Origin of the sequence: Pseudomonas piscis (assembly GCF_009380155.1) — a bacterium.
GTDB lineage: Bacteria > Pseudomonadota > Gammaproteobacteria > Pseudomonadales > Pseudomonadaceae > Aquipseudomonas > Aquipseudomonas piscis.
In genome coordinates this window covers 216337-237479 of sequence record NZ_WHUV01000007.1, presented here as the reverse complement: position 1 = coordinate 237479, position 21143 = coordinate 216337, and the positions used below count along the sequence as shown (strand labels likewise).

Below are 21143 nucleotides of genomic sequence, written 5' to 3'. Positions count from 1 at the left end.
GCCGATCAGCGCGGCGCGGCGGTGCGGATCTGCCCGCTGGCCAGGCGCGTGGCGCTATTGCCCAGCGGGTCCTCGGCCTCAAGATCGGCGCCCTTGGCCGCCAGGGCCTGGAGCAACTCGGTACGCTTGAACAGGCCGGCGTACATGGCCGCAGTCTGGCCAGCGGCATTGTGCTGGTCAGGGCTGCAATCGGCCGCTATCAGGCGCCGGGCTATCCGTACCTCGCCCTTGAAGATCGCCCCCATCAACGCGGTATTACCGCGCTCATCCTGGGCGCAAGCATTGGCGCCGGCGGCCAGCAGGTGCTCCACCGCCGCCCCGTGGCCGTGATAGGCGGCCAGGATCAACGCGGTATAGCCCTTTTCGTCGCGGGTATCGAGGGCGTAGCCAGCCTCGATGAAGGTGTCGAGGATCTCGATATCGCCGCGGCGGGCGGCATCGAAATAGTAGTTGGCCAGCTGGGCCTTGACCGCAACCGGGTCGGCAACGCCCGCTTGCTCCGCATAAGCCCCCAGGGAGCAGACGGCCAGCAGCAGTGAAATGAACAGGCGCATGGTGCGACTCCCCTTGTTTCAAGAAACTCCGTAAGCGCGAGGCTTGCCACCGATGCCTCCAGCCCGGGAAACAGGGCTCCAGGCAGAATCGGTATTGGGGCCGCTGTGCGGCCCATCGCGGGCAAGCCTCGCTCCTACAAAGAAAGGTGCGTCACGCCCGAGAGCGTGACGCGGGTCGAGGTCAATCCGCCAGTTTGGCGGCCAGGGCCTTGACCCGGGCCAGGTCGCCCTTGGCCACCTTGGCCACGCCAGCGCCGTACTCGGGGTCGGCCTTGTAGAGGAACGACAGCATGATGTGCTTGCTCTGGTCGTCAGTGTCGGCCAGGGACTGGCCGAAGCTCTCGATCAGGTCCTGGCGCTCCTTCTTGCTGTAGGAGCGGTACAGGTCGCCGGCCTGCTTGAAGTTCTGCTCACGCTGGATCTTCGCCTGCTGGGTGCTGCCCGCCAGCACCTGCTGGCTGTAGCGCGCCGCCGCGGGCTCCTCGCGTGGCTCAAGCCGGCTCGGCTGGTAGTTGACCCCGCTCTGGGTGTGCCCCTGGTTCATGGCGCCATCCTGGTTGCCATTGTTCACCGCAACCTTCGGCGCATTGATCGGCAGTTGCAGGGCGTTGGCCCCCAGGCGGTACATCTGGGTATCGGCATAGGAGAACACCCGGCCTTGCAGCAGGCGGTCCTCGGAGGGCTCGATACCCGGCACCAGGTTGGCCGGAGCCATGGCCACCTGCTCGGTTTCCTGGAAGACATTGCCCGGATTGCGGTTCAACACCATCTGCCCGACCTTGCGCTCGGGAATGCCGGGCCAGATCTTGGTGGCGTCCAGCGGATCGAACTCGAACTTGGCCAGGTCTTCGGGCTTCAATACCTGGACATACAAGTCCCACTTGGGAAAGTCCCCTTTATTAATGTGGGATACCAAGTCATGGGTCATATGGCTGTAATCGCGCCCCTGGACCTCGACCACTTGTTGCGGATCGAGATTCTTCACACCCTGCAAACTCTTCCAGTGGAACTTCACGTAGTGCACTTCGCCCTTGGCGTTGATCAACTTGTAGGCGTGCACGCCATTCCCGTCCATTTCCCGATAACTGGCCGGGGTCCCGGAGTTGGAATACAGCTCGGTCAAAGTGCGGGTGGCTTCGGGAACATGGGAGAAGAAATCGAAACGCCGCGAATCATCGTCCAGGTTGGTACGCGGGTCGGGCTTGAAGGCATGGACCATGTCCGGGAACTTGATCGCGTCACGGATGAAAAAGGTCGGGAAGTTGTTGCCCACCAGGTCCCAATTGCCGTCCGCGGTGTAGAACTTGGTGGCGAAACCCCGAGGATCGCGCAGGGTTTCAGGGGAATGGTTGCCATGCACCACCGCCGAGAAACGCACGAATACCGGGGTCACCTCGCCAGCGGCGAAAACCTTGGCCCGGGTCAGGTCGGTGAGGTTGTCGGTGACGGTGAAGGTGCCGTGGGCGCCGGTGCCGCGCGCATGCACCACCCGCTCTGGAATACGCTCGCGGTCGAAACGCTGGAGCTTCTGGATCAGTTGCACATCCTGCAGCAACACCGGTCCAGTGGCGCCTGCGGTCTGCGAGTTCTGGTTGTCGCCTACCGCCGCGCCGTTGTCGCGGGTCAGTGTGGCGGCCTGTACGGAAAGGGACAGCATACTGGCGGCGAGCACGCCCAGTACGCCACGCGGGGAAAGATTCCCCAGGCCAATGGAAACAGTCATGTCGGATTCCTCTAGTTATATAAGGCGTATCTCGATACGCCTGCTAGAGGCTAGTGGCTAAACATTTGAAAGCTAAATAGAAAGCCCGCAAGCGCTTGATTGACAGAATGTTGTGGTTATAGCGGCAATGACGAGGTATATCGCGCGCGAAAAATGATGGCACTTTGATTAAACTCTTCGCCGATATATCGGTCATACGCCGCGAGCTGTAGAAAGTTGAGTCGGCAAAATGCTTTTTGCTGACTTACACTGCTTTAACCAACCTCATCTGCAACAAGGAAATAACCTATGGGCGTGTTAAGTGAGTTCAAGGCCTTCGCGGTCAAAGGTAATGTGGTCGACATGGCCGTCGGTATCATCATCGGCGCCGCATTCGGCAAGATCGTCTCGTCTTTCGTCGGTGACGTGGTCATGCCGCCAATCGGCATGCTGATCGGCGGCGTGGATTTCGCCGACCTGGCCATCACCCTCAAGGCGGCCGTGGGCGACACGCCAGCGGTGGTCCTGGCCTATGGCAAGTTCATCCAGAGCATCATCGACTTCATCATCATCGCCTTCGCCATCTTCATGGGCGTGAAGGTGATCAACCGTCTCAAGCGCGAAGAAGCCGTGGCACCAGCGGAGCCGCCAGTTCCGACCAAGGAAGAAGTGCTGCTGACCGAGATCCGCGACCTGCTCAAGGCCCAGAACGACAAGTCCTGAGGCACGCCGTAGCGACCCGTGGCCGCGCGAAGCAGCGGCCACGGGGCTTTTCCCCTACCAATAGGTTTCCACTGCCACCTGTCCCGGGCGTCGGCTCAGGCTCAGGTTCAGGCCCCGCTGCTTGAGCAGGGCCCGGGTGTCGTCGATCATCTGTGGGTTGCCGCAGAGCATCACCCGGGAGTGTTCAGGACTCAGTTCCAGACCCGCCGCACGCTCCAACTCACCGTTCTCGATCAGCTGGGTAATGCGCCCGTCGAGGCTGCCCGGATGCTGTTCGCGGGTAACGGTGCTAATGAACTGCAGCTTGTGGGCAACTTCGGCCAGGTATTCACGCTGGGGCAACTCGGCGAGCAATTGCTGGTAGGCCAGTTCCCTGGCCTCGCGCACGCTGTAGACCAGGATGATGCGCTCGAATCTCTCCCACACCTCGAAGTCCTGGAGGATCGACAGAAATGGCGCAATGCCGGTACCTGTGGATAACAACCAGAGGTCGCGCCCATCGACGAAACGGTCCAGGGTCAGGTAACCGAAGGCCTGGCGATCCACCAGCAGGCTGTCGCCTTCACGCAGGCGGCTCAACTCGCTGGTGAACTCGCCGTCGGGCACGACGATGGAAAAGAACTCGAGGAACTCGTCGAACGGCGAAGACACCATGGAATAGGCACGCCACACCGTACTGCCGTCGGCCCGGATCACCCCGAGGCGGGCGAACTGGCCGGAACGGAAGCGAAAGCCCGGGTCCCGGGTGGTGCGCAGGGTGAACAGGCTGGGGGTCAGCGGCTGGACATCGAGCAGGGTCTGGCGGGTGTACTTTTCTTCACTGGCAGTCATGACGAACTCCACAAAACCGATGCTCCTAGTGTCCCGCAAAGCGTCGTGCACAAACACCGGTGGTTTGTAGTGGCATAGACGGCGGGCAATCCCCGGCGAAAAAACGTAAAATCGCCGCATTTGCACAAGCCCGCCCGCGCGTTGCAACAGCGCTGCCCCAAGGCTCCTGTCCGCCACGGTCCCGCGCCGACAGGCCCACCTATTACCTAGAGTCCGCCCATGCCCCTGCTTGCCAGCCCCTTCGCCCAGCTCGACCTGATCCGCCAGCCCGAACAGCAGAACGAGCCGCTGCAAGCCTTCGACGCCGCGGACGAGTACCTGCTCAGCCACCTGGCCGAACAGCAACCGGGCAGCGAGACCCGGGTCCTGGTGCTCAACGACAGCTTCGGGGCCCTGGCCGCGAGCCTGCTGGGCAAGGTCCGGGTCACCAGCAGCGGCGACTCCTACCTCGGCGCCCTGGCCCTGGAAAAGAACCTGGCACGCAATGGCCTGCCCTTCGATGCCGTGCAGGTGCTGCCGGCCAGCGAACCACTGGTGGGTCCCTTCGACCGGGTGCTGGTCCGTGTCCCCAAAACCCTGGCCCTGCTGGAGGAGCAACTGATCCGCCTGCAAGGCCAGCTGGCTCCCGGGGCCCAAGTGGTGGCCGCGGCCATGGTCAAGCATCTGCCCCGAGCCGCCGGCGACCTGCTGGAGCGCTACATCGGCCCGGTCCAGGCGTCGCTGGCGGTGAAGAAAGCCCGCCTGCTGATCGCCACCGCCGAGGCCAGGCCGCCGTTGGCCTCGCCCTACCCGACCCGCTATCGCCTGGACAAGCCTGCTGTCGAGCTGCTCAACCACGCCAACGTGTTCTGCCGCGAAGGCCTGGATATCGGTACCCGCGCCTTCCTCCCGCACCTGCCGCAGAACCTCGGCAATGCCCGGATCGCGGATCTGGGCTGCGGCAACGGTATCCTGGCCATCGCCAGCGCCCTGGACAATCCACAGGCCTGCTACACCCTGGTGGACGAGTCGTTCATGGCGGTGCAGTCGGCCCGGGAAAACTGGCAGGCGCTGCTTGGCGAGCGCGAAGCCGTGATCCGCCCCGGCGACGGCCTGGCCGGCCAGGAGCCGCAATCCCTGGACGTGGTGCTGTGCAACCCACCGTTCCACCAGCAGCAGGTGGTGGGCGACTTCCTCGCCTGGCGCATGTTCCAGCAGGCCCGGGAAGCCCTGGTGGTGGGCGGTGCGCTGTATATCGTCGGCAACCGCCACCTGGGTTATCACAGCAAGCTGGCCCGCCTGTTCCGCGGTGTTGAGCAGGTGGCGGCGACGCCCAAGTTCGTCATCCTCAAGGCCCGCAAGTAACCCCACCCTGCCCCGTAGGCGCAAGCTTGCTCGCGGTGAGTCCCCCGCGAAATGCCAAGTACCGCGTTGTCGCTCATCACGAGCCCACCGGCTGCACCTGCAAAGAAAAGACGTAGCAAGCCCAGGTCAAAAAAAACCCTCCAATGGAGGGTTATAAACCGCGCCGCACGACACGGGATGGGATGAGCGGTGATGAAGATCAGTGTGTGGTCAGGCCCGCGGCATTCATGAACATGCGCATCAGGCTGGCCACCAGGAACAGGGCCAGGACGCTACCGCCCCAGATCATGGCCAGCCAGCCCAGGCGCTGCCAGAGCGGCTTCTTTTCCGCCTGCTCGATTTCCTGCAATGAATGTTTACCAGCCATCATCGAATGCTCCTTTCGCAAGGGGGGGCGATGGCGCCTGCAAGGGCGCCGTCGCGAGCAGGCTGCGCTCCTCTCGAGGAGCGAGGCCTGACTAGTGGTAGCCGTCCTCATGGGTGACCTTGCCGCGGAACACGTAGTAGCTCCAGAAGGTGTATCCCAGGATGAACGGAATGATGAACAAGGTGCCCACCAGCATGAAGCCCTGGCTCTGCGGCGGTGCGGCGGCGTCCCAGATGGAGATCGACGGCGGCACGATGTTCGGCCACAGGCTGATGCCCAGGCCGCTGTAGCCGAGGAAGATCAGTACCAGGGTCAAAAGGAACGGCGTGTAGTGAGCGTTGCGCGCCACGGCCCGGAGCAGTCCGTACAGGGTCACCAGCACCAGGATCGGCACTGGCAGGAACCAGAACAGGTTCGGCAGGGTGAACCAGCGCGCGGCGATCTCGGCATGGGCCAGGGGCGTCCAGATACTGACCACGCCGATCACCGCCAGCAGGACGAAGGCCAGGGGCCGCGCCAGGTCATGCATCTGCAACTGCAGCTTGCCTTCGGTCTTCATGATCAGCCAGGTGCAACCGAGCAAGGCATAGGCCACCACCAGCGCCAGGCCGCAGAACAGGGTGAAGGGCGTCAGCCAGTCCATCGAGCCGCCGGCGAACTGGCGGTTGACCACCGGCAGGCCATCGATGAAGGCCCCCAGGGCCACGCCCTGGAAGAAGGTGGCCGCAGCGGAACCGCCGATGAAGGCCTTGTCCCAGATATGGCGCTTGGCTTCCTTGGCCTTGAAGCGGAACTCGAAGGCCACGCCACGGAAGATCAGCCCCACGAGCATCAGGATCAGCGGCATGTACAGCGCCGAAAGCACCACCGAGTAGGCCAGCGGGAAGGCGCCGAACAGCGCCGCCCCGCCCAGTACCAGCCAGGTCTCGTTGCCGTCCCAGACCGGGGCGACGGTGTTCATCATTACGTCACGGTCGCGGCTGTCCTTGACGAACGGGAAGAGAATCCCGATCCCGAGGTCGAACCCGTCCATGACCACGTACATCATGATGCCGAAGATGATAATCACGGCCCAGAGCAGCGGAAGATCGATACCCATGACTCAATTCCCCTTGTTCAGGCTGGTGCTGTGGTCGTCATCGTCGGCCGCGGAAAGCGGACGGGCCGGCGTGCGTTTGCGGCCGGGGCCACCATGGCTGGTCTCGGCGCCTTCGTTGGTCACCGGTCCCTTGCGCACCAGGCGCATCATGTAGCCGATGCCCACGCCGAACAGCGCGAAGTACACCACCACGAACAACGCCAGGGTGATGCTCATCTGCACCAGGCTATGCCCGGAAGAAGCATCGGCGGTGCGCATCAGGCCGTAGACCACCCAGGGCTGGCGACCGATCTCGGTGGTGAACCAGCCCGCGAGGATCGCGATCAGCCCGGACGGCCCCATCCACAACGCCAGGTACAGGAACGGCCGCGAGGTGTAGAGGCTGTCCCGCTTGCGCAGCCAGAGGCTCCACAGGCCGGTGAAGATCATCAGCATGCCCAGGCCGACCATGATCCGGAACGACCAGAAGACGATGGTCGAGTTGGGCCGGTCCTCGGGCGGGAACTCCTTGAGCGCCGGCACCTGCTTGTCCAGGGAGTGGGTGAGGATCAGGCTGCCCAGGTAGGGGATTTCCACGGCGAACTTGGTTTTCTCGGCCTTCATGTCCGGCCAGCCGAAGAGGATCAGCGGAGTCGGCTCGTTACCGACGTTCTCCCAGTGGCCTTCGATGGCGGCGATCTTCGCCGGCTGGTGCTTGAGGGTGTTGAGACCGTGGAAGTCACCGATCACTGCCTGCACCGGGGCCACGATCAGGGCCATCCACATGGCCATGGAAAGCATGCGCCGGATCGCCGGGTTGTCCCGCCCGCGCAGCAGGTGCCAGGCCGCCGACGAGCCGACGAAGAACGCCGTGGCCACGAACGCGGCTACCGCCATGTGCGCCAGGCGATAGGGGAAGGACGGGTTGAAGATCACTGCCAGCCAATCCACCGGGATCACCTGGCCGTTGACGATTTCATAGCCCTGAGGAGTCTGCATCCAGCTGTTGGACGAGAGGATCCAGAAGGTCGAGATCAGGGTACCGATGGCCACCATCACCGTGGAGAAGAAGTGCAGCTTGCGCCCGACCTTGTTCCAGCCGAACAGCATCACCCCGAGGAAACCGGCCTCCAGGAAGAATGCGGTGAGCACCTCGTAGGTCAGCAACGGACCGGTGACCGAACCGGCGAAGTCGGAGAACCGGCTCCAGTTGGTGCCGAACTGATAGGCCATCACCAGGCCGGACACCACGCCCATGCCGAAGTTGACGGCGAAGATCTTCGACCAGAAGTGGTAGAGATCGCGGTAGGTATCGTCGTGGGTCTTGAGCCACAGGCCCTCGAGTACCGCCAGGTAGCTCGCCAGGCCGATGGTGATCGCCGGGAACAGGATGTGGAACGAGATGGTGAATGCGAACTGGATTCGGGCGAGATCAAGAGCCTCTAAACCGAACATAAGCTTTCCTCTGTCAGGTAATACCGGCTGCCGGCCAGAGGCCTGCACCCACTGCCCCCACGGATATGGAGTGCGGCGAATTCGGATTCGTTCTTTTAAACCATCGCTACGCAGGGATCCTGGCCTTGCGGCCACCACACCAATCCTCGAAATAGGCCTTGATCTGGATCAATCAACGTTAAAAGAGTAGTCCTAAATTTGCCGGGCAACTCTGTGGTTATTTGCCGCGTGACAGCTTGCCTCACCTTGTCAAAACCGGGGTTTCCCAGCACTTCTCCAGCCCACATCGAACCTGTAGCAGCTGCTGAGCCCGCGAAGCTGCGACAAGGCCCCCAGGGCCTTCGGTGACCGACCGATCAGCCGGGAACCTGCGGTCGCGGCGACAGGGCCTCGCATCGAAAAAAGGAGCCAGAAACGAGATAGATGCGCGGCTAACGATTTTTCCTGGACCGCAACCATTGGTTACATCTTGGTGATAACCTCGTCCCCCTCCCCGCTCAGATCTACCTGCCGATGCCCAGCCCAGAACCCTTGCTGCTCCGCCACCACCGCCCGTTCATCGCCTTCTGGATAGCCCGGATCTTCACCGCCAGCGGTTTCCAGATGCTCACCGTGGCCATTGGCTGGAACCTCTATCAACTGACCGGCAACGTCCTGGACCTGGGCCTGGTGGGGCTGGTGGAGTTCGCCCCACGGGTGCTGTTCATGCTGCATACCGGACATGTAGCCGACCGCTACGACCGGCGCCGCGTGGCCGCCATCTGCCAGTCGCTGCAAGCGTTGATCGCCCTGTCCCTGGCCATAGGCAGCCTGACCGACAGCGTCAGCCGGGAGCTGATCTTCATCCTGGCGTTCCTGCTCGGGGCCGCGCGTTCCTTCGAGATGCCCACCACCCAGGCCCTGCTGCCGAGCATCGTGCCCGCCGCACTGTTTCCCCGGGCGGTGGCCGCGGCCCAGTCGGCCCAGCAATCGGCGACCATCGTCGCCCCGGCCCTGGGCGGCTTGCTCTACGCCTTCGGCAGTGTCTGGGTCTACGGTCCGACCGTGGTGCTGTACCTGATCGCCTGCCTGCTGATGCTCAACCTGCCAGCCCGCCAGGCCGCCCTGAACAAGGGCAAGGCCACCCTGGACTCGCTGCTGGCGGGCATCCGCTTCATCCGCAGCCGCCCGGACATCCTCGGCGCCATCTCCCTGGACCTGTTCGCCGTACTGCTCGGCGGCGCCACCGCGCTGTTGCCGGTATTCGCCAAGGACATCCTGCTCACCGGCCCCTGGGGCCTGGGCCTGCTGCGCTCGGCGCCAGCAGTGGGCGCTCTGCTGATGTCGCTGTGGCTGGCGCGCTTCAGCGTCGAGCGCAAGGTCGGGCGGGTGATGTTCACCGCCGTCGGGGTGTTCGGCGTGGCGACCATCGCCTTCGGCCTGTCCACCTCGTTCTGGTTCTCCCTGGCCGTGCTGGTGGTGCTGGGGGCGGCGGACATGATCAGCATGGTGATCCGCGCCTCCTTCGTGCAGCTGGAAACCCCGGATGAGATGCGCGGCCGGGTCAGCGCGGTGAACGGCCTGTTCATCGGCGCCTCGAATCAACTGGGGGAGTTCGAATCCGGGCTCACTGCCCACTGGTTCGGCACGGTGCCGGCGGTGGTGCTGGGCGGAGTCGGCACGCTGCTGGTGACCGGGACCTGGATCAAGCTGTTCCCGACCCTGGCCCAGCGTGACCGGATGCACGAACCACAAATGGAGCAAACCCGGGCTGGCTAGCTGGCCGAACCGGGACCGCCGGCGGCCTACTTGATGTAGATTTCTGCGCTCATGCTGTTGCCCGGCGCATTGATCGAAGTGTTGCTGAAGCGGAAGGTGCCTTCCTTCTTGTCGGCCAGGTCGAAGATATAGAGGTAGCCGGCGGTGATCCCGCCAGGGGCGCAGGGTTCGTAGCTGGAGCCGTCTTCGCATACCGGGGTCCGGGTGCCATCGACCTCGAAGCCGTCCAGGGTCACGTAGGGCTCGCGGCCGTAGCCGATCTCCAGCACATAGACCTTGATGCCCGGCCCGCTGTGGTCGCACTGGGTCCGCTCACGACCGTCGGAGACATCCTCCAGCCCGCAGGACGACGACAGCACCTTGAGGATTTCCACCTGGCTCAAGGGCGCGGCAGAACCGGCCGTGGCCGAGGCGGCGAACCAGCAGGCCGCGGTTCCCAGCAGCGCCAAGGCGGTCTTTTTCACTGTACTGCGCATAAATCCCCCCTCGAAATCAGGGCGCAGTATGCGCTACTTGCCCGCCCGGCAAAACATCGACGACGATCGCAGCCATTGACCCACGCTGCTGGTATGATGCGCGGCTTTTCCCGACCCAAGGCAAATCCACAGGCGCATCAGGCAGTCTGTGCTTTGCTGTTGGAGTCGATACATTCACGGCGCCCGGCGGCGCCACGGGGAGCAGACATGCTGGAAAGGCTGTTTCAACTCAAGGCACACAACACCAACGTGCGCACCGAGATACTTGCGGGCGTTACCACCTTCCTGGCCATGGCCTACATTCTTTTCGTCAACCCGAGCATCCTCGGCGAGACCGGCATGGACAAAGGCGCGGTGTTCGTCGCCACTTGCCTGGCGGCGGCCATCGGCTCCACCGTCATGGGCCTGATCGCCAACTACCCGATCGCCCTGGCACCAGGCATGGGCCTGAACGCCTTCTTCACCTATACCGTGGTCCTGCACATGGGCCATACCTGGCAAGTGGCGCTGGGTGCGGTGTTCATCTCGGCGGTGCTGTTCTTCCTGCTGTCGATCTTCAAGATCCGCGAATGGATCATCAACAGCATCCCCCTGCCCCTGCGCTCGGCCATCGCCGCCGGTATCGGCCTGTTCCTGGCGCTGATCGCCCTGCACAACGCCGGGATCGTGGTCAGCAACCAGGCCACCATGGTCGGCCTGGGCGACTTGAAGAAACCTGCGCCGATCCTCGCCACCCTGGGCTTTGCCATGATCGTCGCCCTGGAGGCCCTGAAAGTCCGCGGTGCGGTGCTGATCGGCATCCTCTCGGTGACTGTCGTCTCCATCCTGCTGGGCGTCACTCCATTCGGCGGCGTGACCTCGATGCCACCGTCCCTGGCCCCGACCTTCCTGCAGCTGGACATCAAGGGCGCCCTGGACATCGGCCTGGTGAGCGTGATCTTCGCCTTCCTGTTCGTCGACCTGTTCGACAACTCCGGCACCCTGATCGGCGTGGCCAAGCGCGCCGGCCTGATGGGCAAGGACGGCCACATGCCGAAGATGGGCCGGGCCCTGATCGCCGACAGCACCGCGGCCATGGCCGGCTCCCTGCTGGGCACTTCCACCACCACCAGCTACATCGAATCCGCAGCGGGCGTGAGCGCCGGCGGGCGCACCGGCCTGACCGCCATCGTGGTGGCGATCATGTTCCTGCTGGCTCTGTTCTTCTCGCCGCTGGCAGCCAGCGTTCCAGCGTTTGCCACCGCACCGGCGCTGCTGTTCGTCGCCGTGCTGATGACTTCGGGCCTGGCGGAAATCGACTGGGACGACATCACCGTCGCCGCTCCGGTAGTGGTCACCGCCCTGGCCATGCCGTTCACCTACTCCATCGCCAACGGCATCGCCTTCGGCTTCATTGCCTGGACCGCGATCAAGCTGCTGACCGGCCGCGCCCGTGAGCTCAACGCCCCGCTGGTGATCCTGTCGATCCTGTTCGTGGCCAAGCTGGGTTGGTTCAGCGCATGACTTTCGACGCCGCAAGCTACAGCACCCAGTTGCAGGAAAAGGTCACGCGCCTGCGTGGCCTGCTGGCGCCCTTCGACGCGCCCGAGCCCCAGGTCTTCGATTCGCCGCTGCAGAACTTCCGTCTGCGCGCCGAGTTCCGCCTGTGGCGCGAAGCCGGCGAGCGCCACTACGCGATGTTCTCCCAGGAGGACAAGCGCACGCCGATTCTCATCGAGCAGTTCCCCATCGCCAGCCAGCGCATCAACCAGTTGATGCCGCAGCTCAAGGCCGCCTGGCAAGCCAGCCACGCCCTGAGCCACAAGCTGTTCCAGGTGGAGTTCCTCACCACCCTGGCCGGCGATGCGATGATCACCCTGTGCTACCACCGCCCGCTGGACGAGCACTGGCACCAGGCCGCGAGCCAGTTGGCCGCCGAGCTGAAAGTCAGCGTGATCGGCCGCTCCAAGGGCAAGCGTGAAGTGATCGGCCAGGACTACGTGGTGGAACGCCTGGAAGTGGGCGGTCGCAGCTTCAGCTACCGCCAGCCTGAAGGCGCCTTCACCCAGCCCAACGGCACGGTGAACCAGAAGATGCTCGACTGGGCCTATGCCGCCCTTGGCGAACGCCAGGACGACCTGCTGGAGCTGTACTGCGGCAACGGCAACTTCACCCTGCCCCTGGCCACCCGGGTGCGCAAGGTGCTGGCCACCGAAATCAGCAAGACCTCGGTCAACGCCGCCCTGAGCAACCTCAGCGAAAACGCCGTGGACAACGTCACCCTGGTGCGCCTGTCCGCCGAGGAGTTGACCGAAGCGCTCAATGAAGTACGGCCGTTCCGTCGCCTGCAAGGCGTGGACCTGAAGAGCTACGAGTTCGGCAGCGTGTTCGTCGACCCGCCACGGGCCGGCATGGACCCGGACACCTGCGAACTGACCCGACGCTTCGACAACATCCTGTACATCTCCTGCAACCCGGAAACCCTGGCGGCCAACATCGCCCAGTTGCACGACACTCACAGCATCGAGCGCTGCGCCCTGTTCGACCAGTTCCCCTGGACCCACCACATGGAATCCGGGGTCCTGCTGACCCGGCGCTGATCCGCTGCCCCCTGCAACGGCCGTCCTCGTGACGGCCGTTTTCATTTCTGGCGGCCATTCATGGCCCCGTGCCTGCTCCGGGTAGCCGCTGCCGCAGGCTGCGTAGGGCACGCAACGGCCGCGGTGTGGGTGGGGCGGCGCGATTGTTGAAGGCCCTGCGGGCCTTGTCGCAGCCTCGCAAGCTCGACAGCGGCTACAGGGTCGGGTGGAAGTAGCCGGCCAGTTGCGCAAGGTCCTGCTCGTTGAGCAGTCCGGACTGGTACTTGAGCTGGATACGCGCCAGCAGGTAGGCGTGCCGGGCATCGGCCAGGTCACGGCGGGCGCCGAACAGCTGCTGCTCGGCATCCAGCACATCGAGGTTGACCCGCTCGCCGCCATGCACGCTTTTCTGGGTCGCGGCGACCAGTGCCTGGGCCGAGTCCACCGCCATCTCGTAGGCCCGGACCCTGGCTGCGGCACTGGTATTGAGGTTGAACTGCTTGCGCAACTCGTTGAGGGTAGCGGCGGTCTGAGCGTCCAGTTCGTACTGCGCCTGGGACAACTGGCTGGCCGCCTGACGAGTCGAGGCCGACACCGAACCACCGGCGAACAGCGGCAGACTGACCTGGATGCCGATGGTATTGGTGTCGTATTTCTGGTTGTAGGAGCTCTCCGAGTCGGAGCTGGTCTGGCGGCTGCTGGCGTACAGGCTGACCTTGGGCAGATGCCCGGCGCGCTTGCGCTCCACCTCGTATTCGGCGGCTCGCAGGGCCTGTTGCTGGGACGCCAGCAGCGGATTGTTGGCCATGGCCAGGTCCCGCCAGCTATCGAAGCGATTGGGTTGCAATGGCTGGATCGTGAACTGCCGGGTCAGCGGGTCCAGTTCGTCGATCTGCACCGGCTCCCCGACTATCGCCTGCAACTCACGCAGGGCGGCATCCTGCTGGTCCTGGGCCTCGATCTCTTCGGCCAGTGCCAGGCTCAGCCGGGCCTGGGTCTCCAGCACATCGGTGCGGGTGCCCTCGCCATCCTTGAGCAGCCGCTGGTTGAGTTGCAGGCGCTCGGCATAGGCCCGCTTCTGCGCCTGGCTCAGCTCGATGCGCTCCTGGGCCAGCAAGGCCTGGCTGTAGGCCTCCAACAGGCGCACCGCCAGTTCTTGGCTCTTGCTACGAAAACGCTCGTCGGCGAACAGCGCCTGGGCCGCGCCCTGGCGAAACCGTGCGTAGGCTTCGTAATCCAGCAAGGGTTGCTGCAAGGTCAGGGTCGAGGCGTAGCTGCGGTAATCGCGATTGCTGGTGAGATCGCCACGCAGGGTTTCCTGGGTCACCTGCGAGCGATTACGCGAATTGTTGTAGCTCCAGGACAGGTTCGGTAGCAGCCCGGCACGCCCTATGGCGCGGTTCTCCTCCCCGGCGTCACGCTCCTTGATCGCCGCCTGGAAGGTCGGGTCGTTACGCAAGGCCAGGTCGTAGGCTGCCAGCAGGCCCAAGGCCCGGGCACCAGGAGCGAACAGCAGGCACAGTAGCAACAGGTAGCGGCACCGGATCATTCTTCCACCAACGCCATGTGGGTCCGGTCCAGCAGCGGCTTGAACAGGTAGTTGAGCATCGAGCGCTCACCGGTGCGGACAAAGGCTTCCACCGGCATGCCCGGGCGAATCTGCAAGCCTTGCAACTGCTGCATGCCCTGGGGGCTGACCACCGCCCGCAGGCTGTAGTAGGGCTCATCGGTACGCTCATCGACCTGGCGATCGGCGGAGACCAAAGTCACCTCCCCTGCCACCCTCGGCGTAGTGCTCTGGTTGAATGCCGGGAACATCAACTCCACCGCCAGGCCCGGATGGACCTTGTCGACCAGTTGCACCGGCACCCGGGCTTCCACCAGCAAGGGCTCGTCCTGGGGCACGATATCCATCAGCGGCTGGCCGGGCTTGATCACCCCGCCCTCGGTGTACACCTCAAGGCCCACCACCACCCCGGCGGCCGGGGCCCGCACCTGGCTGTTGGCCAGTTCGAACTCGGCGGCAGCCAGGCGGTTGCGCAAATCCTCGGTACGGATACGGGTCTCGGCCAGCTGGCTGCGCAGGTCTTTCTGGAAATCCTCGGCTGACTGGCGGATGCGCAGGCGCAGTTCGAGAACCTGGCGCTGCAACTGGCCGATGCGACCGAAGTCCTCGGCGATCGAGCCCTCGACCTGGGCGTATAAACGCTCGCTGTCCAGCAGGCGGTTACGCGGGATATAGCCGTCCCGGGCCAACTCCCGCAGCCCCTGCAGTTGCTCGTTAAGCGCCTGGCGCTGCTGGATCTTGCTGGCCTGGGAATCCCGGGTCCCGCGCAACTGCGCCTCGGAGCCGGCGATGGTCTCGGCCATCCCCTGCTGCTCCATGGCCAAGGCCTGGCGCCGGCTCTCGAACAGCTGCCGTTGCAGCGCCAGGCTGGCTGCTACGTCCGGCTCTTGCGCCAGGGCCTGCAACTGCGGATCGAAGAGGATTTCGTGTGCGCCGTTGCGTTCGGCGTCGAGTCGCGCCTCGCTGGCCAGGGACCCGAGGTACTGGCTGCGCAGCGACTGTACCTGGGTGCGCAGCGGGGTTTCGTTGAGCCGCAGCAGCACCTGCCCGGCGCTGACCCGTTGCCCCTCCTTGACCTCGATCCGCTCGATGATCCCCCCGCCCTGGTGCTGCACCGTCTTGCGATGCCCCGAGACCATGACCTTGCCCGATACCGCCACGCCCTTGTCCAGCGGGGCCAAGGCGGCCCAGCCGAGAAAACCGGCGAACCCCGCCAGCACCAGGAACCAGCCGAGCCGGGAATAGCGCCGGTCATCCAGGACCAGCACATTGCTGGCCGCGGTCCCCTCGGTGGCGCCTGTGGATAAAGATGCCTTCATGCCTTTTTACCCTCTGCCCCGGCCACGCCCAGGCGGTAATTCATGTTCAAGCTGGCCACCGGGTTGCTCGCCGGCGGTGGCGCGGCCTTGACCTTGGTGCTGGCCTCCAGTACCCGCGCCGTCGGCCCGAAGGCTTGCAACTGGCCCTCACGCAGGATCATCAGTTGGTCGGTCAGGCTCAGCACGTTGGGTTTGTGAGTGATCAGCACCAGCGTCCGCTGCAACTGCTTGAGCTGGGCAATGGCCTGCAGCAACGCCTGCTCGCCGGCCTCATCCAGGTTGGAGTTGGGTTCGTCGAGCACGATCAGCGCCGGCAAGCCATACAGGGCCCGGGCCAGGCCGATGCGCTGGCGCTGGCCGCCGGACAGCCCGGCCCCGCCCTCCCCGAGCCGGGTGTCGTAGCCCTGGGGCAATTGCAGGATCAACCCATGCACCCCGGCCAGTTGCGCGGCTTGCAGCACCTGCTCCGAATCCACCTGGCCGAAGCGCGCGATGTTCTCGGCGATGCTGCCGGCGAACAGTTGGATGTCCTGGGGCAGGTAGCCGATATGCGGACCCAGCTGCTGCTTGTCCCACTGGGCGAGGTCCGCGCCATCGAGGCGCACCTTGCCCGCCAGCGGCGTCCAGGCCCCCACCAGCAGCCGCGCCAGGGTCGACTTGCCGCAACCGGACGGCCCGATCACCCCCAGGACCTGGCCAGCCGCCAGGCTGAAACCGAGGTTGGCCAGGGCCGGCCGACGGCTTCCAGGAGCGCATGCGCTCAGTTGCTCGACGCTCAGCTCGCCCTTGGGCGGGGGCAAGCTCATGCGCAGCGGCCGCGAAGGGTGGGCCTGCAACAGTTCCGACAAGCGCTCATAGGCCAGGCGCGCCGAGCTCCACTGCTTCCAGACTGCGATCAGTTGGTCGATGGGACTGAGCACCCGGCCCATCAGGATCGAACCGGCGATCATCATGCCCGGGGTGATCTGGCCCTCTACCGCCAGCCACGCCCCCAGGCCCAGCACCAGGGATTGCAAGGCCATGCGCACGCCCTTGGACCAGGCGCTGATGGCCGCGGTCTTTTCACTGGCCAGGTTCTGCTGGGCGAGAAAACCCTGGTGACCGACGAACCAGCGCGCACGCAAGGCTCCCAGCATGCCCATGGCCTCGATCGCATCGGCGTTGCGCAAGTTGGCGCTGGCCTGTTGGCTGGTGGCGATGGACAACTGGCTGGCCTGGGCCAGGGGGGCCTGGCAGATGTGCTGGTTGATCCAGGCCAGCACCACCAGCAGCACCGCACCGCCCAGGGCCAGCAACCCGAGCCAGGGATGAAAGAGGAAGATCACCAGCAGGTACACCGGGAACCACGGCGCATCGAAGAAGGCGAACAAGGCATTGCCGGTGGCGAACTGGCGCAGCGCCGTCAGGTCGCTCAACGCCTGGCCGGCCGCCTGCGGGCTGCCCTTGAGCTGAGCCTCGAACGCGGCGTCATAGACCCGCTGGTTCAGGCGCATGTCCATCTGCGTGCCGAGGTGGATCACCAGTTGGCTGCGCACCCACTCCAGGGCCCCCATCAAGCCGAACAGCCCGAGGATCATCAGGGTCAGCATCAGCAGGGTCATCTGGTTGCCCGAGGCCAGGACCCGGTCATAGACCTGCAGCATGTACAGGGCCGGGGCCAGCATCAGCAAGTTGATCACCGCCGAGAACAGGCCGATGTTGAAGAAACCTTTCTTGTAGGCCGCCAGGGCCGCCAGCGTCTCGGAAGCGGCAAGTGAGTTCGGCCTGCTCATCCAGATGTCCTGTGGAAAATTAACGTATAGGTAGCCCTCCACCCAGACAGGATGGAGCGGTAGGAGGCACGCCCGGCACGTTGACAGGCACCGCGGCGCTCCCCAGAATTTGCCACCGCCGCCGCCCTGGCCTTCGACAACTCGGGCGGCGGCGGTGAGTCAAGCCAGCGAATGGAGGAGCGATCCTGCATTCGCTTTTTTTTGCCTCAAGCCTGCACTCAGGCGACCAGCGCCCAGTCCTGGGCCACGTCTTGCACACCCACTAGGCCCACATCGGCGGCGGCCGGTGCCGGATTGACATGGGCGACGCCGGCGGCGGCCAGGTCGTCGAAGGTGGAGTTCACCGAGAGGCTCGGGTCGATCGCCTTGAGCAGTGCGTCGATCTCTCCTGCCAGCGCCGAGCTGTCGCCGCTCATCAGGCCGTAGACCACCTTGTGCACTTCGCCCGCACGGCCTTCGTCCTTCAGGCTGTTCAGGCCCAGGTTGCTGAAGCTGACCTCCTGGCTGACCAGACTGTAATTGCTGCCCGAGCCACCGGTGAGGGTGTCACCCAGGGAGACGGTATCCAGCGAACCCCACAGGGTATGGCTCGGCTGGTTGAACAAGGTGTAGTGCAGGTTGCCATCGGCGACGAAGGCCGCGTCGCTGGCGGTGCTCTTGATGGCGTACTGGGTACCGTCGAACGGACCTGGATTGAAGCCACCGGTGTTGGTGCCGTCGACCACCTGGCCTGGACGATGGTTGACGTCGCCGAAGTAGGCCGACCAGTCGTTCAGGTACTGGGCGACAGTGTTAGCGCCGTAGGTAGCGCTGTAAGAGATCGAAATGCTCATGCAAAACTCCAATACATGGGTGGGTCATGTCCGCAGCACGCTGATGCCTGCTGCGGTTTTGCCCTTCACTGGGCAAAAGCGGTCAGAACTGGTATTCCACGGTGCCCTGCATGGTCCGGCCACGGCCAAGAGTGAAGGCCAGCACATCGCCCATGGGCACCAGGTAGGCGCGGTCGGTGACGTTCTCCATGGCCAGGCGCAAGGTCAGCTCATCGGTGACCCGGTAGCTGCCGTAGAGGTCGTAAACGGTGTAGGGCTTCCAGTCGGCGGGATAGACACCGGACTGGCTGACAGTCGCGCCACCTCCGACCGAGTACCCGGCGCTGTAGCGAGCACGGGCGCCGACATCCAGCTTGCGCTCGAAAAAGCGCGCGCCCAGGGTCAGGGTGCCGCGATCCATGGGCATGTGTTCGGCGGAGCCGAGGATCGCGGCCTTGCATTGAGTGGCGTTGTTGGCAGCATCGTCGGGGCGCATGCCGGTGACGATCGCCTTGCGCCCGGTACCGTTCTTCACCGGCTGGGTCACGCCGCCCATCCATGCGGTCTTCATGCAGTACTCGTTGTCGCCGATCATGTGGGTGTAGTTGAGCTGGCCATAGGCGCGGCCGGTGTCATAGTCCAACTGGTATTCGACGCCCCTGAAGCGCGTGCCGCTCAGGTCGTTGACATAGGCGCTGTTGCCAATTCCGGCCATGCCATAACCCGGGGGCTGTACACCCATGGCCATGTAGATGAAGTCTTCGACCCGGGTATCGAAATAGGCGACCTTGATCCCCAGGCGATCCTCATCGATCCAGAGGTTTTCCTTGAAGATATTGAAGCCCACCTCCCAACTGCTGGAGCGCTCGGGCTTGAGGAAAGGGTTGGGATACATGCTCTCCGAACCGCCACCATGGGGACGACCGGTGATCATGGTTTCGGTCACCGCCGGCGGGCGCCAGCCCTTGCCGTAGCTGGCGAACAACTGCAGCCACTCCACCCCTGGCTTGACCGACAGGCCGAAGGTCGGGGAGAAACGCCCTTCCATCCTGTCGATGTCGTAATCCACGGGTACGGTGACCTGCTGGGGCGTCTTGCCGATCACGAAGGTGCGGGTGTTGAGCCCGGTTTCGCCGCGCAGCCGATAACGGTCGTAGCGCACGCCGGCATTGAGGTTCAGCCAGCCGTCATAGTCGTAGTCCAGGCGGGTGAACAGGCTGCCCAGTGCCCGGTCGCCCTCGGGGGTCATGCTCGCTGCGGGCGAAGCATTGACCGCCGAGCCAGTGGGCACCGGCTGGCTGGAGTCCGGGCGAACCTTGTCGTAGAAGAACTCCAGGCCGTAGTTGGCCTTGACCGTGGACAGCTCGCTCAGGGCGAAGGTCGAGGTGTTCTGCGCCTGAACGCCATAGGTATCGGTCTGGTAGGTGATCGAGTAGCCGGGGCTGATACCCCGCTTGAGGGTGCTCTGGTCGTTGCGGTTGTCGACGTAGTAGAGCTTGGCCTTGAAATCGATCAGCGGATTGTCCGGGGCGTAGCTGTAGTCGAGGGCGAAGTTCTGCGAACGCACATCGCTGCCGCCGAGCTTCTCCCAGAGCCGGTCCTTGTTCTGGGTATTCATCATGTTGGCGTCCTCGTAGGACACCTGGGTAGTCAGGTAGCTCAGTTGCAGGCGCTGGTCCTGCGGCAGGTTGAGCCCCAGCTTGGCCAGGCGCGAGCGCATCACCGAACCTGAGTAAGCCACCTTGGAATGCTTCACCCGATCATTGATCGTCGGATCCATCCAGCTCCCGGTGCGCAATTCCCCGATCCCGCCCTTGGTACCCGGATTGAAGTCGCCCAGGTGCCGTTCGCTGGCGGCCAGCAGCATGTCCCAGGCCTGGGTGCCGATGGCGAAGGCGGAACTGCCGATGAAGTGGGTACCGTTGCGCCTGCCGCCCAGGCCGGTGGTGGCGCGGATCCGCCCGCCGATTTCCTGCCCGGGCTTGATCAGGTCGCGGGCCTCCAGGGTGCGGAAGTTGGCAATGCCGCCAATCACCCCGGCACCGCCCATGGTAGAGGTGGCGCCCTTCTCCACCACCACCTCGGACAGCAGTTCCGGATCGATGTACAAGGTGCCGTTGCGCTGCTGGTGACCGCTTTGCTGGTAGTTCTGGCGCATGCCGTCCACCGCCATGTTGACCCGGCCGTAGTCCTGGATTCCCCGGATGTTCACCGACAGGCCCGGGTCCTGCTGGCTGACCGCCGAGTACACGCCGGAAGTTTCCTCCAGCATGTCGGCTGCATGGCGTGGCGGGTTGCGGTCGAGTTGTTCACGAGTGACCTGGCTCACCGAGCGCGGCGCGGTATAGGTCCAGTCCCGCTCGCGGGCTTCGAGATTGCCGGAGATCGTGGTGGGGGCCAGGGCCAGCGCGCCGCCCTGCTCGGTATCCACCCGGCTCAGGGTCACCTGCCGTTCGCTGGTGAAGTGGTACTTCACCGGGGCAGTGCCGAGCAAGCGGGCCAGGCCCTCTTCGGCGCTGTAGCGCCCCTTGAGCGACGAACTCTGCAGGCCATGCAGGCGCTGGCTGTCGAACAGCACTTGCACCCCGGCCTGCTCGGCAAAGGCCAGCACGGCGCTACCCAGGGCCTGGGCGGGAATGTCGAAGTCCAGGCCATTGCGCCGTTCGGCTTGCTGCCCGGCGCCGTCCAGGGGTTGCGCCGCATACAGCGAGCCACTTCCCGCCAACAGCCCTGCTACACCCAGGTGGATGGCCAGGGCCAAACGACCTGCGATGTGAACTCCAGTGCGACTGCCCAACCTCATGTTCGTCATTCCTGCGTCGGCCAT

The 21143-nt window shown here is 64.4% G+C and carries 17 protein-coding genes; 5 read left to right on the top strand and 12 right to left on the bottom strand.

Annotation, left to right across the window (positions count from 1 at the left end; genetic code table 11):
• Positions 1–5: 5 nt before the first annotated feature.
• Both GDH07_RS30000 and katB read right to left on the bottom strand, forming a co-directional pair.
• Positions 6–554: an ankyrin repeat domain-containing protein gene (locus tag GDH07_RS30000; RefSeq protein WP_152899669.1), complete on the bottom strand. Its 549-nt coding sequence runs from the start codon at positions 552–554 to the stop codon at positions 6–8.
• Positions 555–735: 181 nt separating this feature from the next.
• Positions 736–2277: a catalase KatB gene (katB, locus tag GDH07_RS29995; RefSeq protein ID WP_152899668.1), complete on the bottom strand. Its 1542-nt coding sequence runs from the start codon at positions 2275–2277 to the stop codon at positions 736–738.
• A 288-nt stretch (positions 2278–2565) separates the two neighbouring features.
• Here katB and mscL point away from each other — a divergent pair, with 288 nt between their 5' ends.
• Positions 2566–2979 (top strand): large-conductance mechanosensitive channel protein MscL, encoded by a 414-nt coding sequence (mscL, locus tag GDH07_RS29990; RefSeq protein ID WP_022641123.1) that lies wholly within the window; start codon positions 2566–2568, stop codon positions 2977–2979.
• Between the two features lie 54 nt (positions 2980–3033).
• Here mscL and GDH07_RS29985 read toward each other — a convergent pair whose 3' ends face one another.
• Positions 3034–3810: a ferredoxin--NADP reductase gene (locus GDH07_RS29985; protein WP_152899667.1), complete on the bottom strand. Its 777-nt coding sequence runs from the start codon at positions 3808–3810 to the stop codon at positions 3034–3036.
• 219 nt (positions 3811–4029) lie between these two features.
• Here GDH07_RS29985 and GDH07_RS29980 point away from each other — a divergent pair, with 219 nt between their 5' ends.
• Entirely contained in the window at positions 4030–5154 is a 1125-nt protein-coding gene (locus GDH07_RS29980; RefSeq protein WP_152899666.1) for a methyltransferase, read from the top strand.
• Between the two features lie 199 nt (positions 5155–5353).
• Here GDH07_RS29980 and GDH07_RS29975 read toward each other — a convergent pair whose 3' ends face one another.
• From GDH07_RS29975 to GDH07_RS29965, 3 genes are all read right to left on the bottom strand, one after another.
• Positions 5354–5521: a DUF2474 domain-containing protein gene (locus tag GDH07_RS29975; RefSeq protein WP_083456947.1), complete on the bottom strand. Its 168-nt coding sequence runs from the start codon at positions 5519–5521 to the stop codon at positions 5354–5356.
• A gap of 91 nt (positions 5522–5612) precedes the next feature.
• The gene (gene cydB / locus GDH07_RS29970; protein WP_022641127.1) at positions 5613–6620 is read right to left on the bottom strand and encodes a cytochrome d ubiquinol oxidase subunit II; all 1008 of its coding nucleotides are present in this window, start codon (positions 6618–6620) and stop codon (positions 5613–5615) included.
• Between the two features lie 3 nt (positions 6621–6623).
• Positions 6624–8054: a cytochrome ubiquinol oxidase subunit I gene (locus tag GDH07_RS29965; protein WP_022641128.1), complete on the bottom strand. Its 1431-nt coding sequence runs from the start codon at positions 8052–8054 to the stop codon at positions 6624–6626.
• Between the two features lie 513 nt (positions 8055–8567).
• On the opposite strand from GDH07_RS29965, the gene GDH07_RS29960 reads away from it, so the two are divergent.
• A complete protein-coding gene (locus GDH07_RS29960; RefSeq protein WP_031320570.1) occupies positions 8568–9812 on the top strand; it encodes an MFS transporter in 1245 nt (414 codons plus the stop codon).
• Between the two features lie 26 nt (positions 9813–9838).
• On the opposite strand, the gene GDH07_RS29955 is transcribed toward GDH07_RS29960, so the two are convergent.
• Positions 9839–10288, bottom strand: coding sequence for a DUF4879 domain-containing protein (locus GDH07_RS29955; protein ID WP_031320571.1), 450 nt, complete (start codon positions 10286–10288; stop codon positions 9839–9841).
• 207 nt (positions 10289–10495) lie between these two features.
• On the opposite strand from GDH07_RS29955, the gene GDH07_RS29950 reads away from it, so the two are divergent.
• A complete protein-coding gene (locus GDH07_RS29950; protein ID WP_022641131.1) occupies positions 10496–11791 on the top strand; it encodes an NCS2 family permease in 1296 nt (431 codons plus the stop codon).
• Positions 11788–12867, top strand: coding sequence for a tRNA (uridine(54)-C5)-methyltransferase TrmA (gene trmA, locus GDH07_RS29945; protein ID WP_152899665.1), 1080 nt, complete (start codon positions 11788–11790; stop codon positions 12865–12867). Before GDH07_RS29950 ends, trmA begins: the two co-directional genes overlap by 4 nt.
• A gap of 193 nt (positions 12868–13060) precedes the next feature.
• On the opposite strand, the gene GDH07_RS29940 is transcribed toward trmA, so the two are convergent.
• From GDH07_RS29940 to GDH07_RS29920, 5 genes are all read right to left on the bottom strand, one after another.
• The gene (locus tag GDH07_RS29940) at positions 13061–14395 is read right to left on the bottom strand and encodes a TolC family outer membrane protein (protein ID WP_053134699.1); all 1335 of its coding nucleotides are present in this window, start codon (positions 14393–14395) and stop codon (positions 13061–13063) included.
• The gene (locus GDH07_RS29935) at positions 14392–15732 is read right to left on the bottom strand and encodes an HlyD family type I secretion periplasmic adaptor subunit (RefSeq protein WP_152899664.1); all 1341 of its coding nucleotides are present in this window, start codon (positions 15730–15732) and stop codon (positions 14392–14394) included. The genes GDH07_RS29940 and GDH07_RS29935 overlap by 4 nt, the downstream gene beginning before the upstream one ends.
• A complete protein-coding gene (locus GDH07_RS29930) occupies positions 15729–17504 on the bottom strand; it encodes a type I secretion system permease/ATPase (RefSeq protein WP_152899663.1) in 1776 nt (591 codons plus the stop codon). Before GDH07_RS29930 ends, GDH07_RS29935 begins: the two co-directional genes overlap by 4 nt.
• A gap of 218 nt (positions 17505–17722) precedes the next feature.
• Positions 17723–18337 (bottom strand): heme acquisition protein HasA, encoded by a 615-nt coding sequence (locus GDH07_RS29925; protein WP_022641137.1) that lies wholly within the window; start codon positions 18335–18337, stop codon positions 17723–17725.
• Between the two features lie 82 nt (positions 18338–18419).
• Positions 18420–21119 carry a TonB-dependent receptor gene (locus GDH07_RS29920; protein WP_152899662.1) on the bottom strand — a complete coding sequence of 900 codons (2700 nt, stop codon included), beginning with the start codon at positions 21117–21119 and terminating at the stop codon, positions 18420–18422.
• Between the last annotated feature and the right edge of the window lie 24 nt (positions 21120–21143).

Excerpts from the sequence above, each read along its gene's own strand:
- GDH07_RS29985 (WP_152899667.1), bottom strand. The coding sequence starts at position 3,810 with ATGACTGCCAGTGAAGAAAAGTACACCCGCCAGACCCTGCTCGATGTC.
- GDH07_RS29955 (WP_031320571.1), bottom strand. The coding sequence starts at position 10,288 with ATGCGCAGTACAGTGAAAAAGACCGCCTTGGCGCTGCTGGGAACCGCG.
- GDH07_RS29950 (WP_022641131.1), top strand. The coding sequence starts at position 10,496 with ATGCTGGAAAGGCTGTTTCAACTCAAGGCACACAACACCAACGTGCGC.
- GDH07_RS29980 (WP_152899666.1), top strand. The coding sequence starts at position 4,030 with ATGCCCCTGCTTGCCAGCCCCTTCGCCCAGCTCGACCTGATCCGCCAG.
- GDH07_RS29960 (WP_031320570.1), top strand. The coding sequence starts at position 8,568 with ATGCCCAGCCCAGAACCCTTGCTGCTCCGCCACCACCGCCCGTTCATC.
- GDH07_RS29940 (WP_053134699.1), bottom strand. The coding sequence starts at position 14,395 with ATGATCCGGTGCCGCTACCTGTTGCTACTGTGCCTGCTGTTCGCTCCT.
- GDH07_RS29930 (WP_152899663.1), bottom strand. The coding sequence starts at position 17,504 with ATGAGCAGGCCGAACTCACTTGCCGCTTCCGAGACGCTGGCGGCCCTG.
- mscL (WP_022641123.1), top strand. The coding sequence starts at position 2,566 with ATGGGCGTGTTAAGTGAGTTCAAGGCCTTCGCGGTCAAAGGTAATGTG.
- GDH07_RS29975 (WP_083456947.1), bottom strand. The coding sequence starts at position 5,521 with ATGGCTGGTAAACATTCATTGCAGGAAATCGAGCAGGCGGAAAAGAAG.
- trmA (WP_152899665.1), top strand. The coding sequence starts at position 11,788 with ATGACTTTCGACGCCGCAAGCTACAGCACCCAGTTGCAGGAAAAGGTC.
- GDH07_RS30000 (WP_152899669.1), bottom strand. The coding sequence starts at position 554 with ATGCGCCTGTTCATTTCACTGCTGCTGGCCGTCTGCTCCCTGGGGGCT.
- GDH07_RS29925 (WP_022641137.1), bottom strand. The coding sequence starts at position 18,337 with ATGAGCATTTCGATCTCTTACAGCGCTACCTACGGCGCTAACACTGTC.
- GDH07_RS29920 (WP_152899662.1), bottom strand. The coding sequence starts at position 21,119 with ATGAGGTTGGGCAGTCGCACTGGAGTTCACATCGCAGGTCGTTTGGCC.
- cydB (WP_022641127.1), bottom strand. The coding sequence starts at position 6,620 with ATGGGTATCGATCTTCCGCTGCTCTGGGCCGTGATTATCATCTTCGGC.
- GDH07_RS29965 (WP_022641128.1), bottom strand. The coding sequence starts at position 8,054 with ATGTTCGGTTTAGAGGCTCTTGATCTCGCCCGAATCCAGTTCGCATTC.
- GDH07_RS29935 (WP_152899664.1), bottom strand. The coding sequence starts at position 15,732 with ATGAAGGCATCTTTATCCACAGGCGCCACCGAGGGGACCGCGGCCAGC.
- katB (WP_152899668.1), bottom strand. The coding sequence starts at position 2,277 with ATGACTGTTTCCATTGGCCTGGGGAATCTTTCCCCGCGTGGCGTACTG.